This window comes from Shewanella sp. LC6, assembly GCF_006385735.2.
Taxonomy (GTDB): Bacteria; Pseudomonadota; Gammaproteobacteria; order Enterobacterales; family Shewanellaceae; genus Shewanella; species Shewanella xiamenensis.
In genome coordinates this window covers 2147655-2163113 of record NZ_CP043902.1, presented here as the reverse complement: position 1 = coordinate 2163113, position 15459 = coordinate 2147655, and the positions used below count along the sequence as shown (strand labels likewise).

Annotated in this window: 13 protein-coding genes; 6 read left to right on the top strand and 7 right to left on the bottom strand. The window is 45.2% G+C overall.

Annotated features, from left to right (window positions below; genetic code table 11):
* Positions 1-69: 69 nt before the first annotated feature.
* Positions 70-2439, bottom strand: a complete 2370-nt coding sequence (gene ppsA, locus FJD32_RS09910) for a phosphoenolpyruvate synthase (protein WP_047538908.1) — start codon at positions 2437-2439, stop codon at positions 70-72.
* 124 nt (positions 2440-2563) lie between these two features.
* Here ppsA and FJD32_RS09905 point away from each other — a divergent pair, with 124 nt between their 5' ends.
* The 4 genes from FJD32_RS09905 (at position 2564) to FJD32_RS09890 (ending at position 6075) form a co-directional block, all read left to right on the top strand.
* The gene (locus tag FJD32_RS09905) at positions 2564-3376 is read left to right on the top strand and encodes a pyruvate, water dikinase regulatory protein (RefSeq protein ID WP_011072591.1); all 813 of its coding nucleotides are present in this window, start codon (positions 2564-2566) and stop codon (positions 3374-3376) included.
* A gap of 181 nt (positions 3377-3557) precedes the next feature.
* Complete coding sequence (locus FJD32_RS09900; protein ID WP_069455136.1) at positions 3558-4622, top strand: 3-deoxy-7-phosphoheptulonate synthase; 1065 nt, start codon at positions 3558-3560, stop codon at positions 4620-4622.
* Positions 4623-4771: 149 nt separating this feature from the next.
* On the top strand, positions 4772-5203 hold the full coding sequence (locus tag FJD32_RS09895; RefSeq protein ID WP_037419524.1) for an acyl-CoA thioesterase: 432 nt from the start codon (positions 4772-4774) through the stop codon (positions 5201-5203).
* Between the two features lie 209 nt (positions 5204-5412).
* Complete coding sequence (locus tag FJD32_RS09890; RefSeq protein ID WP_037419521.1) at positions 5413-6075, top strand: response regulator transcription factor; 663 nt, start codon at positions 5413-5415, stop codon at positions 6073-6075.
* 87 nt (positions 6076-6162) lie between these two features.
* Here FJD32_RS09890 and cysB read toward each other — a convergent pair whose 3' ends face one another.
* Positions 6163-7137: an HTH-type transcriptional regulator CysB gene (gene cysB / locus FJD32_RS09885; protein WP_011622367.1), complete on the bottom strand. Its 975-nt coding sequence runs from the start codon at positions 7135-7137 to the stop codon at positions 6163-6165.
* 227 nt (positions 7138-7364) lie between these two features.
* On the opposite strand from cysB, the gene zomB reads away from it, so the two are divergent.
* Entirely contained in the window at positions 7365-8144 is a 780-nt protein-coding gene (zomB, locus tag FJD32_RS09880; RefSeq protein ID WP_037419518.1) for a flagellar motor control protein ZomB, read from the top strand.
* A gap of 144 nt (positions 8145-8288) precedes the next feature.
* Here the strand turns inward: zomB and topA are convergent, their stop codons facing one another.
* On the bottom strand, positions 8289-10925 hold the full coding sequence (gene topA / locus FJD32_RS09875; protein WP_140907400.1) for a type I DNA topoisomerase: 2637 nt from the start codon (positions 10923-10925) through the stop codon (positions 8289-8291).
* 331 nt (positions 10926-11256) lie between these two features.
* Here topA and astB point away from each other — a divergent pair, with 331 nt between their 5' ends.
* Complete coding sequence (gene astB / locus FJD32_RS09870) at positions 11257-12591, top strand: N-succinylarginine dihydrolase (protein ID WP_069455138.1); 1335 nt, start codon at positions 11257-11259, stop codon at positions 12589-12591.
* An 83-nt stretch (positions 12592-12674) separates the two neighbouring features.
* Here astB and FJD32_RS09865 read toward each other — a convergent pair whose 3' ends face one another.
* The 4 genes from FJD32_RS09865 to FJD32_RS09850 form a co-directional block, all read right to left on the bottom strand.
* The gene (locus FJD32_RS09865; protein WP_181159858.1) at positions 12675-13172 is read right to left on the bottom strand and encodes a GNAT family N-acetyltransferase; all 498 of its coding nucleotides are present in this window, start codon (positions 13170-13172) and stop codon (positions 12675-12677) included.
* Positions 13173-13206: 34 nt separating this feature from the next.
* Complete coding sequence (locus FJD32_RS09860) at positions 13207-13755, bottom strand: NAD(P)H nitroreductase (protein ID WP_037419513.1); 549 nt, start codon at positions 13753-13755, stop codon at positions 13207-13209.
* A 129-nt stretch (positions 13756-13884) separates the two neighbouring features.
* Positions 13885-14478: a DoxX family protein gene (locus FJD32_RS09855; protein ID WP_140907398.1), complete on the bottom strand. Its 594-nt coding sequence runs from the start codon at positions 14476-14478 to the stop codon at positions 13885-13887.
* Between the two features lie 51 nt (positions 14479-14529).
* Positions 14530-15402, bottom strand: coding sequence for a DUF6279 family lipoprotein (locus FJD32_RS09850; RefSeq protein ID WP_037419507.1), 873 nt, complete (start codon positions 15400-15402; stop codon positions 14530-14532).
* Between the last annotated feature and the right edge of the window lie 57 nt (positions 15403-15459).

Here is a 15459-nt window from a genome sequence, read left to right as displayed (position 1 = left end):
CCCATTATAAACAAAAAAAAGCCGCTAAAAAGCGGCTTTTTTAACACCTTGATAAAATTACGGCCTAGATCAAGCGTGCGCTTCGGCTAAATATAACCAAGTATCAATTACGGTATCAGGGTTTAACGATACGGTATCGATGCCTTGTTCAACTAACCAAGCCGCGAAATCGGCGTGATCTGAAGGTCCTTGACCACAAATACCGATATAAGCGCCCTTGGCCTTAGCCGCTTTAATGGCCATAGACAGCAGGATCTTCACCGCTTCGTTACGCTCATCAAACAAGTGGCTGATGATGCCTGAGTCACGGTCAAGACCGAGTGTTAACTGTGTTAAGTCATTTGAGCCGATAGAGAAACCATCGAAGTGCTCAAGGAACTGATCCGCTAACAGCGCATTTGATGGTACTTCACACATCATGATGACGCGTAGACCATCTTTACCACGCTCTAAGCCCTGCTCTTTCAGCAGTTCAATCACTTGCTCAGCTTCTTTCACGGTACGGACGAATGGGATCATGACTTCAACGTTCTTCAGACCCATTTCATTACGCACGCGCTTAATCGCTTCACATTCAAGCGCGAAACAATCGCGGAATGATTCAGAGATATAACGGCTTGCACCACGGAAGCCCAACATTGGGTTTTCTTCGTCAGGTTCGTAACGATCACCGCCGACTAAGTTAGCGTATTCGTTAGACTTAAAGTCTGACATACGTACGATCACTTTCTTCGGATAGAAAGCCGAACCAATAGATGCGATACCTTCGACTAAGCGAGCGATGTAGAACTCAACAGGAGAGTCGTAACCGGCGATCATCTCGTTGATTTCTTCCTGCAATGCAGCATCTTGTTGGTTGAATTCAAGCAACGCTTTCGGGTGAATACCGATCATGCGGTTGATGATGAATTCTAAACGCGCTAGACCCACACCTTCGTTAGGTAAACGGGCAAAATCAAATGCACGATCTGGGTTACCCACGTTCATCATGATCTTCATCGGTAATGCTGGCAGTGAGTCAACGCGGTTTGAAATCACTTCAAACTCTTGTTTACCTTCGTAGATGTAACCTGTGTCACCTTCGGCACAAGATACAGTCACTAACTGACCATTTTTGATACGGTCAGTCACATCACCACAACCGACTACCGCAGGTACGCCTAATTCACGGGCAATAATCGCCGCATGACAGGTACGACCGCCACGGTTAGTCACGATGGCGCTGGCGCGCTTCATGATAGGTTCCCAATCTGGGTCAGTCATGTCGGTCACTAACACATCGCCAGGTTGGATTTGATCCATATCCGCAATAGAGGTTAATACCTTAGCCACACCAGAACCCACTTTATGACCGATAGCGCGACCTTCAGAGATCACTGCGCCACGGCTCTTTAAGTGGTAACGTTCAATTAATTGTACGTCTTCACGGCTACGAACCGTTTCTGGACGCGCTTGAACGATATAGAGTTTGCCATCGTTACCGTCTTTCGCCCACTCGATGTCCATTGGACGACCGTAGTGTTTTTCGATAACCATTGCTTGTTTAGCCAGTTCCATCACTTCGGCGTCGTTGATGGAGAATTGACGACGTTTTTCAGCAGCAACGTCTTCAATTTTCACTTGTTTGCCGTGAGCAGCATCATCGGAATACACCATCTGGATGAGCTTACTACCGATATTACGGCGAACAACGGCTTTATGACCTTGAGAAAGGATAGGTTTGTGGACATAGAATTCGTCAGGGTTTACCGCACCTTGAACAACCATTTCACCCAGACCAAAAGATGAAGTGATAAACACCACATCGTTGTTGCCTGATTCAGTGTCCATGGTGAACATAACACCTGATGCCGCTTTGTCTGAACGAACCATGCGTTGTACGCCGGCAGACAGGGCAACACCGTGGTGCTCATAACCTTGGTGAACACGGTATGAAATTGCACGGTCGTTAAAGAGTGACGCAAACACGTGCTTAATCGCCACGAGTACAGAGTCAAATCCTTTCACGTTTAAGAAGGTTTCTTGCTGACCAGCAAAAGAAGCATCTGGCATATCTTCTGCGGTAGCAGAAGAACGTACTGCAAATGATGCATCGCTAGTTTCAGCGGCAAGTTTATCGTAAGCTTCACGAATGGCTTGCTCTAAAGCTGGTTGGAATGGGGTATCAATCACCCATTGTCTGATCTGTGCACCTACTTTTGCCAGTGCATTGACATCATCTACATCCAGTGTGGCTAGAATGTCATAAATCTTCTGGTTTACTCCACTTTGTTCAAGGAACTCATTGAACGCATAAGAAGTAGTCGCAAATCCGCCAGGTACTTGAACACCGGCATTAGCTAGATTGCTGATCATCTCGCCAAGAGAAGCATTTTTACCGCCAACCAAGTTGACGTCACCCATGCCTAATTCCTGATACCAGAGTACGTATTGCTGCACAGTTCTATCTCCGCAAGTTTATTTCAGTGGCCCCTTCACACGAGGGCAGCGGCATTTTACACTCCCGCTGAAGAAGCGTAAATCTATAATTTTATTTGTAATTTTATTACTACAAGAGGTCAGTATGGCACCAAAGGTATTTTACATCTCCGACGGCACAGCGATCACAGCAGAGGTTTTTGGGCATGCAGTTCTCTCGCAATTTCCATTAGAATTTGAGTCACTTACAATTCCATTTGTTGAAACATTGGCAAAAGCTGAAAACGTTAAACGACAAATTAATGATTGTTTTATTACAACAGGCGAACGCCCCTTAGTGTTCCATTCAATCGTTAAACCGGAAATTCGGGACATCATTTATTCGAGTGAAGGTCTCGATTACGATTTTTTAAATACCTTCGTCGCTCCACTTGAACAACATTTAGGCGTAAGTGCATCGCCTGTATTACACCGCACCCACGGTAAAGCCAATCAGGGTTATGAAGCCCGTATCGATGCCATCAATTTTGCGATGGATAATGATGATGGCCAAACCATGAAGCATATGGATCAGGCCGATTTGATCCTGCTGGGCGTGTCTCGCTGCGGTAAAACCCCGTCCAGCCTCTATTTATCGATGCAGTTTGGTATTAAAGCGGCTAACTACCCGTTCACCGAAGACGATATGGATAACCTTAAACTGCCCGAAGCCTTAAAACGCAATAAGAAAAAATTGTTTGGGTTGACCATCGATCCGGTACGCTTACATGAAATCCGCCAAAGTCGGATGGAAAACAGTCGCTACTCTTCCTTAAAGCAGTGTCGTTTAGAGGTAAAAGAAGTCGAGATGATGTTCAAACGTGAACGTATTCCTTATATCGACACCACCAACCACTCGGTCGAAGAAATCGCCACTAAGATTTTAGATGTGACGGGTTTAGAACGTCATATGTTCTAATCTTGATGATTTCGAACGAGACAATCGAGTCCCTCGATTTAGGCTAAATAGGTCTAACTTAAATCAAATTCATTGCACAGTTGCCGACAATTAACACAATTGGCACTGTGCAATGCTGTTCGATTCGTTATAATCCGAGGCAATCTGGCGAAAAGCGCCGCACGCAAGCTCGGTATTTTGAATGACCATTAAAACAGACGAATTACGCACTTCCTTATTAGCTAAAGTCATCTCACCTGCACAACTGGCATCTGAGTACCCGTTAACCCAAGATGCAGCCGATTACCTCGTTCAGCAACGTCGTGAAGTTGAAGCCATTATTATGGGCGAAGATCATCGTCTACTGGTGATCATTGGCCCTTGCTCTATCCATGATACGCAAGCGGCCCTCGACTACGCCCGCCGTTTAGCTGTGCTGCATCAAGAGTTAAAGGACGATCTCTGTATTTTAATGCGGGTGTACTTTGAAAAGCCGCGCACCATTGTAGGCTGGAAAGGGTTAATTTCCGATCCTGACTTAGATGGCAGCTTTGAACCCAATAAAGGATTGCGTATTGCCCGTCAGCTACTACAGCAAATCACTGAGCTGAAATTGCCAATTGCCACCGAATTTTTAGATATGGTGAACGGTCAATATATTGCTGATTTAATCACCTGGGGCGCTATCGGCGCTCGCACCACTGAAAGCCAAGTCCACCGCGAAATGGCCTCGGCACTCTCCTGCCCTGTGGGTTTTAAAAATGGAACCGATGGCAATATCAATATCGCCGTTGATGCCGTTCGTGCCGCCAAAGTGCCACATATTTTCTATTCACCAGATAAAGATGGCGCTATGTCAGTATATCGTACCCATGGTAATCCTTATGGGCACATTATTTTACGTGGCGGTAAAAAACCTAATTACTTTGAGCAGGATATTGAACAAGCAAGATTAAAACTTGAGTCTGTCAATGTAACGCCGCGTGTAGTGGTTGATTTTAGCCACGGTAACAGTGAAAAAAATCACCTAAAACAACTGGTCGTTGCTGAAAATATCATGGCGCAAATGCGCGCGGGCAGTACGGCCATTGCCGGCATCATGGCAGAAAGTTTCTTACATGAAGGCAATCAAAAAGTGATTGAGGGTCAACCTTTATGCTATGGCCAAAGCATTACCGATGCCTGCTTACATTGGGATGACTCAGAAAAATTACTGCGAGATCTGGCGAAAGCCTCACGCGATAGGCGTGAACTTCTCGGTAAATAAGTCGATTACCAAACACTAAAGGCTTCCACTGGAAGCCTTTTTACTTTTCGTTTTGTCTTAAAACCTAACGATATAGTCGTTTTATATCATTCAAATTGAAAACTCACTATAATCGCGCCTCTTGAAAATGCATAACCTCAGGTTGCCGTATGCCACATTCACTCGACTCTACTCGCCCTGCTTTTTCCGATGCCATTGAACAACGAATCAATCAATCCGAAGCGCGTGTAATCAAAGCCGTATTTCCTTCTATCACCAATCACCACAATACCTTATTTGGTGGTGAAGCCTTAGCATGGATGGATGAAACCGCTTTTATTGCTGCGACTCGTTTCTGCCGTAAAGCCTTAGTTACAGTCAGCTCTGATCGAATCGACTTTAAAAAACCTATTCCAGCGGGTACCTTAGCAGAGCTTATCGCCCGCGTGATCCATGTAGGTAATACCTCGTTAAAGGTCGAAGTCAATATTTTTGTCGAAGACATGTACCAAGATCACCGTGAGCATGCGATCCGTGGCGTATTCACCTTTGTTGCGGTAGACGAACAACGCCATCCAACCCAAGTGTGGACGGCTGAATAAGATTTATACTACGTAATAACGTACTCTAGCCCTTTAACAGCAAGGTTTTAGGGCTAATTTATTCATTCATTTAAGCGAGACAAAAGTATAACAACCAGAAACATATAAAAATTTTGTCCTTCTTGCTGCATAAACCAATAGGATCCTCGATTACTTTTCTGTTACATTGGGTTTAATCTTCACGCGCCACGAACATAATCAAAAAAGCCATGAAGCTAGAAAACTTAAATATAATTATTGCCGACGACCATCCATTGTTTCGAAATGCACTACGTCAAGCACTCAGTAGCGCCTTTGAGCGCACCCAGTGGTTTGAGGCTGACAGTGCCGATGCGTTGCAGTCTGTGTTAGATTCACAAAGTGTCAGCTACGATTTGGTTTTACTGGATTTGCAGATGCCAGGTTCCCACGGCTATTCGACGCTTATCCATCTGCGCTCTCACTACCCTGAGCTGCCTGTTATCGTGATTTCGGCCCACGAGGATATCAATACCATTAGCCGTGCTATTCACTACGGTGGTAGCGGTTTTATCCCTAAATCAGCGTCGATGGAAACCTTGAAAGAAGCCCTAACCGCTGTTTTATGTGGGGATTTATGGCTACCTAAAGGTGCTGATATTATACCTATCGAAGATGACAGCACTGATAAAATGGCCAGTAAGCTCTCAGATCTCACGCCGCAGCAATATAAAGTACTGCAAATGTTTGCTGAGGGCTTGCTCAATAAACAAATCGCCTATGACTTAGGTGTTTCTGAAGCAACAATAAAAGCGCACGCCACTGCCATTTTCAGAAAACTAGGCGTTCGTAATCGCACTCAAGCGGTTATTGCTTTAAGTCAGCTTGAAATGGATAAAGTCGATTTGTCATAGTCATACGTGTCATTTCAATTCTCAACACAATAAAAATGCCGCAATTGATGCGGCATTTTTATTAATTTCACCAATAGCGTAGCTTAATCAACGCATAGGCAGATTTTTATCTGCAAACATCTCATCAATTAATTGCTGATCACGCAATGCGACGGCCTTCTCAACCACATCACGAGTTAAATGTGGCGCAAAGTGTTGAATAAAATCATACATATAACTTCGTAAGAAACTACCCTTCCTGAAACCAATTTTAGTGGTGCTATGGGCAAATAAATGGCCAGCATCGATGGCAACTAAATCTTTATCAATATTTGGATCAATCGCCATAGAGGCAATCACTCCTACACCTAAGCCTAAGCGCACATAGGTTTTCAGCACATCAGCGCTGGTAGCACTAAAGACAACCCGCGGCTCAAGGTTTGCACGATTAAACGCTTTCTCAATTTCCGATGCCCGATCAAACCCAAACACATAAGTCACTAATGGAAAACGGGCTAAATCTTCAATACTAATATGAGTCCGTGTCGCCAAGGGATGATCTTTTGGCACAACGACGGAGCGATTCCAGTGATAACACGGCAACATAATCAAATCGGAATACAAATGCATCGCTTCGGTCGCAATCGCAAAATCAGCATCACCTCGGGCTGCCTGCTCACTGATCTGCGATGGCGTCCCCTGATGCATATGTAGGTTAACTTTTGGATAACGGTCGATAAACTGGCGAATGATATGGGGTAAAGCATAGCGAGCTTGGGTATCCGTTGTCGCAATATTCAATTCACCTTGATCCGGTTTTGTATATTCCTCAGATACTTTTTTAATACTTTCAACTTTACCTAAGATGTCATTGGCGATATTAATCACCTGCTGTCCAGCTGGCGTCACATGGGTCAAATGTTTACCACTGCGACCAAATATTTGAATACCTAATTCATCTTCCAACATGCGAACTTGCTTACTGATCCCAGGCTGTGATGTGTATAAATTTTCAGCTGTGGCCGATACGTTAAGGTTATGCTTTACGACCTCAGCAATATACCTGAGCTGTTGCAGTTTCATCTTATGTCCTTGTCTCAAACAGGCTGAAATGGATTGGTTAAAATAGCACCACTCAGTATCAGCTATAATCAATCGTTATAGTATATAGTAAAAATTAAAGCAAATAGGAATATAGAGCACAAGTCTTATGTTTCAAACGACAGAAATGATAACCTAGGCTAAGATAACTATGCTAGTTTATTGATTTATTGTAGCATTAGCTCAATTGGATAAATAATGGAACAGCTATGACATTCACCTTGGTTCTGATCCTCATCGGTGCACTATTACTGCTTGTTATCGGAATTAACGTAATACAACAACAAAAAGAACGTGCAGAGGCTGAACGTAGGATTGAATTTGCCCGCCAACGTGCGATTCTTGATGAAACAGAAACCGTATTATCCAATACAGGGATGATACCTTGTAGTACACATATAATGTTAGTGCTCTATCGCCGTGTTCAAGATGCTTTGGAAATGGCAACATCACTGAGCACAAGCCAACAACAAGCTGATTTTCAACGTCGACTTGCCGATATCAAAAATCAAATTGATTCATTACAAGCTAACCCACCTCAAGTCCCGCCGATTGAGAATTTTAGATTGCCTGATAACGACAAACAAACTTTGGTGTTAGTACAAACGTTAAAGAAACTAAAAGCCATTTTGCGTGCAGAGCATAACAAGGGGAGAGTCGACCCAGCGGTGTTTGGTCAGGAAGAAAATCGTATTGATAGTTTACAGCTCAGAATTAACGTTGACTCTATGTTGTCACGTGCTCGCGCCGCAAGTTTTATGAAGCAATACGGATCTTCAAAGCAAATGGTGACTAAAGCATTAGCCACTTTGCATGCGATTAAAGCGCAGACGCCAAACGACCCCTTCATCGCCCGTAAAGTCGATGAAGCCAAAATGCTATTAGATGAAATTATGGGCGCACAAAAACTCACTGCACCCAGTGCACCTAAACCCAAGAATGAAGAAGACGATATCGATATGCTGTTTCAACCGAAAAAGAAATGGTGATCAATCTTTAAAACACAAAAGCCAAGTCAGTGACTTGGCTTTTTTATTGGTTGAAATCTAACTTAAGCAGTAACACAACCTAGAGCATATTCACAAAGCGTTCATCCTCAATGACGATTTGTGAACATGCCCATAAGCACATGTTTATTTCTTCGCTTTCTTCGCTGATGATTCACTTACCCATTTACCATTAACATAATGGGCGGACCATCCAGTGGCTTTACCGTCGACTTCCGTCGCCACATATTGCTCTTTGGTTTTACGGCTAAACTTCACCGCAGCCTTATTGCCGTCATCATCGGCGATAGGTGCATCTGCAAGATACTGATACTTAGGCCATAAGAGTTCACGGTATTTCACTAATTCTTCAACCAGTGGCGCACGGGTTTCCCTCGATTTAGGGAAGGTACTGGCCGCTAAGAATATCCCTGCCGCCCCGTCACGCAGCACAAAGTGCGCATCCGACTTGCTACATTTCAGCTCTGGTAAGTAAATAGGATCTTCTTTTGGTGGCGCCGCTTCACCGTTTTTCAGTAATTTACGGGTATTCTTGCATTCCGCATTCGTACAACCGAAGTACTTACCAAAACGACCGTTTTTCAGTTCCATATCATGACCGCAGCGGTCACATTCGATTAATGGGCCTTCGTAACCTTTGATCTTAAATTGCCCTTCTTCGACTTCATACCCCTCACAAACAGGGTTATTACCACAAACATGCAGTTTGCGTTTTTCGTCGATAAGATAACTGTCCATTGCCGTGCCGCAAATACCACAGCGGTGCTTGGCACGCAATGCATCGGTTTCGGCATCTTCACTATCGCTGATCGCTTCAATGCCTGGCGTTAAGTTCATGGTGGTTTTGCAGCGCTCTTTTGGTGGCAACTCGTAACCAGAACAACCGAGGAATACCCCTGTTGTGCCTGTACGGATCCCCATTGGACGACCGCAAGTAGGGCACTTAATATTGGTCATCACCATTTGATTGAGGCGCATACCGCCCTCTTCCGGTGCTAATTCTGCTTTCTCTAATTGTTTAGTGAAGTCAGCATAGAAACCATCGAGTACTTTTTTCCAATCCAACTCACCCTTAGCAACATCGTCGAGGGTCTGTTCCATACTGGCGGTAAAGTCATAGCTCATCAACTCGGCAAAACTATTGACTAAGCGTTCACTGACTATTTCGCCCATTTTTTCAGCGTAGAAGCGGCGGTTTTCCACTTTCACGTAGCCACGTTCTTGGATCGTCGAAATAATGGTGGCGTAGGTTGACGGACGGCCAATACCGCGCTTCTCTAACTCTTTAACCAATGACGCTTCACTGTATCGCGCTGGAGGCTTAGTAAAATGTTGTTTAGGCTCGAGTTCAACGAGAGATAATACATCCCCTTCGTTTACTGCCGGTAGCGTATTGTCTTCTTCGTTTTTCTTCTTGATTGCAGTTTGAACACGGGTCCAACCGTCAAAGCGCAGGATGCGTCCTGTTGCTTTAAGTTCGTAGTCGCCTGCTTTCACCGTGAGTTTAGTCGCGTCGTATTGGGCAGGTGTCATCTGGCAGGAGACAAACTGACGCCAAATTAACTCATAAAGGCGCTGCGCATCACGTTCCATATCAGTTAAAGCCGCAGCTTCAACATTGACATTTGAAGGACGAATCGCTTCGTGCGCTTCTTGTGCGCCTTCCTTAGAACCGTAGCGGATAGGCTCGGCAGGTAAATACTTGGCGCCGTATTCCTTGCTGATCATCTCACGTACGCTGTCTAAGGCCTCTTGGCTTAGGTTTGTCGAGTCGGTACGCATATACGTGATGTGACCCGCCTCGTACAAGCGCTGCGCCATCATCATGGTTTTCTTCACCCCAAAGCCTAAACGAGTACTGGCCGCTTGTTGCAGGGTAGAGGTAATAAAGGGTGCAGAAGGTTTACTTTGAGTCGCTTTGTCTTCACGGGCAATCACTTTAAAGCTGGCCGAAGATAAGGCCTGCACCGCGGCTAACGCTTGTTGCTCGTTGGTTGGCTCAAAAGCTGAATCTAAATACTTAACCACTTCCATGCGCAGTGCTTCGCTGGCTGGCGTATTAAGCTCAGCACGCACATCCCAAAACTCTTCTGGCACAAAGGCTTTGATTTCACTTTCGCGTTCCACCACGAGACGCACTGCCACAGATTGTACCCGTCCTGCGGATAAACCACGGGCAACCTTCTTCCACAACAGTGGTGACACCATAAAGCCGACGACACGGTCTAAAAAGCGTCGTGCCTGTTGGGCATTAACCATATTGGTGTCGAGGGAAGAAGGCTTACTAAAGGCTTCTTGAATCGCAGATTTGGTGATTTCGTTAAACACTACGCGCTGATAACGTGAAGGATCGCCACCAATCACCTCTTGCAAATGCCAGGCGATGGCTTCCCCTTCACGGTCTAAGTCCGTTGCGAGATAAATTTGGTCAGCAGAATCGGCTAAGGCTTGCAGCTCTTTAACCACTTTCTCTTTACCCGGTAGAATTTGATATTTAGCCGCCCAGCCCTTTTCAGGGTTAACGCCCATACGCGATACCAGCGCTTGATGATCTTTCATCTTTTTGTATCGCGCCTTTTCTTCTGGCGACATCTTCTTTACTTCGGCGGCAGGTTTCACCTTATCGGTGCCGTCAGATATAGAAGATGTAGGCAGATCACGGATATGACCTACGCTCGATTTAACGATGAATTCTTTGCCAAGATATTTATTAATGGTCTTAGCTTTGGCCGGTGATTCGACAATAACTAGCGATTTACCCATAGTTTGATTTGCGCCAAAAAATCTCAAGAAGGTGGAAATTGGCTCCATATATAGAGGGTTGCATTGAGAGTTTCAAGCTAATCCCTCTTTTATATGTACCAGCGAGTCACTTTTTAATCAAAGTTGAAAAAATGTAAAAAAATAATATTGCGTAATTAAAAACTAATATTTCATTATTTGCCAGCAAGCAAGAAATAGTTATGCATTTATCGCGAAAAAGTCGCTTTGAGCACAAAACCGTGCGCTTGTGCCCACAAAAACCTTCAGTATACTGGGTCGCTTCAGGGACCATTTGAATAAATAATAACCTTCCCTATCACAAGGATATGCAATGAAGCACTTTGAAGCGAATTTCGACGGACTCGTTGGGCCAACCCACAATTATGCCGGTTTGTCTTTTGGCAATGTGGCCTCACTCAACAACGCCGCTTTAGTCTCTAATCCTAAAGCCGCCGCTAAACAAGGTTTGCAAAAAGCCAAAGCACTCGCTGATTTAGGGATGATCCAAGGCATGTTAGCGCCACAAGAGCGCCCCGATCTTAACACGCTGCGCCGAATTGGTTTTTCTGGCAGCGATGCCCAAGTTTTACAACAAGCCGCTAAAACCGCGCCTGCACTACTTAATGCCTGTTGCAGTGCTTCAAGCATGTGGACGGCTAATGCGGCTACCGTGTCACCCAGTGCCGACACCCGTGATGGTAAACTGCATTTCACGCCCGCTAATCTAGTCGATAAGTTGCATCGCAGCATCGAGCCCATCACAACGGGGCGCATCTTAACAGCAACTTTCAATGATCCCCACTATTTTCATCACCATAATCATTTACCTGAGCATAATAGCTTCGGTGATGAGGGCGCAGCGAACCACACTCGCCTGTGTCAGGAATACGGCCACGCTGGGGTTGAACTCTTTGTTTATGGACAAGAGGCGACAAATCCTCATGCTCCTAAACCACTGAAATATCCGGCAAGACAAACCCTCGAGGCCTCGATGGCGATAGCAAGATTGCATCAACTCGAAGAGGATAACTGCGTTTTTATTCAACAAAATCCCGACGTGATTGATCAAGGCGTATTTCACAATGATGTGATTGCCGTGGGTAACCAAAATGTGCTGTTTTACCACGAGCAAGCATTCTTAAATACACAGGAAAAATTGGATGAAATAAAACGCAAACTTGATACCGAGTTATATTTTATCGAAGTTCCAACCGCCAAAGTAGCGATTAACGATGCGGTGAAGAGTTATCTATTTAATACCCAAATCATCACTCTCCCCTCAGGAGAAATGGCGATCATTGCCCCAACCGACTGCCAAGAAAACCCCGCTGTTTATGCTTATTTAAATGAGCTACTCACCTTAAATACGCCAATCAAACAAGTGCTGTATTTCGATGTGAAACAAAGCATGCAAAATGGCGGCGGCCCAGCCTGCTTACGTTTACGGGTTGCCATGAATGAGCGCGAAGTTGCCGCAGTAAATCAGCACACTTTACTTAACGATGCTTTATTTGCACGTTTAAACGCTTGGGTAGATAAGCACTATCGCGACCGTTTATCAACTCAGGATTTAGCCGATCCACAACTCGTTATCGAATCACGCACCGCGCTAGATGAGCTCACTCAAATTATGAAACTCGGGAGCGTATATCCATTCCAGCGATAGTGTTTCAGTAAAAAGTAACGTTAGTTAATCGCATAATGAGGCCCCCAATGTTGGGGCCTCATTTTTTGAGTGCTTCGAATTTATCAGGAAAATAATTCAACTGGGGGGTCATTAGGCGTTAGCTGCAACTCGGTGTCAAACGACATGCCTAATTTATTCAACAGCGACTTAGAGGCCTGATTATGTGGGCTGACAATCGCGACAATCCGTTCAATCCCTAAGGTTTTACCGAATTCCAGTGATGCCCTAGCGGCTTCAAACGCGTAGCCTTTGCCCCAATATTGAGGCAAAAAAGCATAACCTAAATCCACATCCTTCAGCGTGGGTCTTTTAATTAACCCGCAGATCCCAATCGGAAAACCATTTTCGGCCAGCACCACGGCAAATAACCCAAAACCATGCTCGCGATAGCTGATAGCAGGCCCATTAGCGATATAATCCTTGGCGTCCTGCAAGCTACGCACTCCTTTATCACCAATATTGTCGATAAATCCTTGGGTGTTGAGTAGCACCAAAATAAATGACGCATCATCGTGCGTTAACTGCCGCAGCAGTAATCTTGGGGTTTGGGCAACTTGCATACTCACGACTCCCATTCAGAGGGGATAAACTAGGTTATAGGTAACGGGCGTACTGGCTGCCATCTTTTTGCGGTTTTTTCGGTGCGGCTACCGCTGGGGTGCCAACATATAAAAAGCCGACGATTTGATCCTCTGGCGCTAAACCTAACGCTGCATTCACATTGGCATCGAAGGCAAAATCTCCCGTGCGCCACACTGCGCCTAATCCTAAGGCGAATGCCGCTTGCTGCATTGCCATCGTAGCGCAGCCCGCTGCAATTTGCTGCTCGAGCACTGGCACTTTAGGATGTTGTTGGGTTTTCGCTACAACCGTAATCACCATGGGCGCACGCATCGGCATCCCTTTGGCTTTGTTGATAAAATCTTCATCGGCGCCGCTGGCTTTGGCGGCATTAACATAGATATCCGCTAAGGTGTCTAAACCCTTCCCCGTGGCAATAATAAATTCCCACGGCGCTAACGCGCCATGATCCGGCACTCGAATCGCCGCATCTAAAATGATTTTAAGCTCATGCTCATTGGGTGCTGGCGCGGTTAATCTTGGAGTAGATTGGCGGGTGAGTAAAAGTTCGATAGCGTCCAAGTAATTATCCCTGTTCTTATAAATGGGTGCGTATAAATTGGCTCAAGCATAGCAAATTGCGGCTAAAGAGGTACAAAAAATCCCACGTAAAAGTGGGATTGAAAGCGTTTACAGGCAAGGTCGCTCGGCTTACTTTATGCCATAACGCTTAGCGATAACGTAATCAAGACTGGTATAACGCCCACCACCTAGGCTTAAGAGTGCCAGCAACATAATGAAATAGGTCACCGCAAACTCAATTCCATTATTCAATACAACCAAGTTACCTGAACTGGTTAACCAATCGTAATTGCCGTATTGCTGCAACAGGGATTTGGCCTTATCCAGCTTGTCACCCGCCTCGAGCACCCGCTCATTTGCCAGCCATGAACTGCCATCGGCAATTGCCAGCCAACCATTAGGCCAATGCACGGTAAAAGCGGCCACCAGCATAGTGATCATCAGCGGGATAGAAATCAGTCGCGTGGCTAATCCGAGTAATAACAAAATCGCCCCAAAAAACTCAGTGCCCGCCGCCAGCGCGGCCATTAATGTCGGCATTGGTAGACCCAGCCCCCAGTCGGGATTCGCAAACCAAGTGACGGTGTCTTCAAAATGCGCGAGTTTGTTATACCCCGCCTGCATCAGTACAGGTGCAAGATAGAGCCTAAGGGCTAAGGGTGCGAGTCCATCAAACAGACGGCTAGCATTGAGTGATTTTTGATAAAAAGAAACGAGGGACATGGGCTATATCTTCAACAAAATGACGTTGCTCAATAGACCTTGTCACCAGGATTAATCTTTCATAGTCTTAACAGCCTTTTCGATTCCCTCTTGATTTAATTCGCGAAGATCTTGAATAAGCTTGTTCAGCTTCTTATAAAAATGTTTCGACTGCTTAGGTGTCAAACTAGCATTAATGGCCAGCAATAACGCCCCAAAGGCCTCGGTATTTTGCCTTAAAATAGCGCGGTGTTTTTCTGATTTAAGCTCGTCTGGCTGTGTCATCAGCAACGTCAAACGCTCGGTCAACAGCGGAATATCGCTGCGCTGCCCGAGGGCGATCTCAAACTGGCGTAGCCATTCATGGCGGTAGTCGAGCCACATATCTAGGGTGGATAACCGCTGTTGATTATATTGATGGATAAGCGCTTTTTGATCATCCGTTACGCTCCCCAGCCAGTCATCGAATTGCTCGATAAGATTCTCATCGGCCTCTTGTTGTAACTGCTCTGGAGTTTTACCGGCAAATTCCTTAATCAATTCCTGCTCGTCTTTTCGAGACTGGGTAAGAATTTGCTTTACCTGAGAATCCGTTAATGATGCGATGATCGGCAACATGTCAGGTAGCGCAAACTCAAATAACCTAAACCAATGCCGCTTGGCGAGTGTGACATGCTCAGCCCAAAGCGCAGGGGTTAAGGTATTGGTTTGAATGAGATGTTCAACTTCGGTTAACTGCGCCACATAGTGAGCAAGCTCTTCAGATTGATGCCAACGCACAAACTTTTCGATAAGCCGATCCATACTCTTTTGCTGAGTTTTATCTAAAGTGACATAGTCATCTAATTCCCAACCGATAGCCCAATCCAGAAAATGGTAACTAAACTTAGTCGAACACGCGGATACCCCAAACACCAATACCAACAGCAACAAGGTTTTTTTCATCAATTTGCGTCCTTTCTCTCTTTGTCATCCTACGACACCCAAGTTAACAAAAAGTTG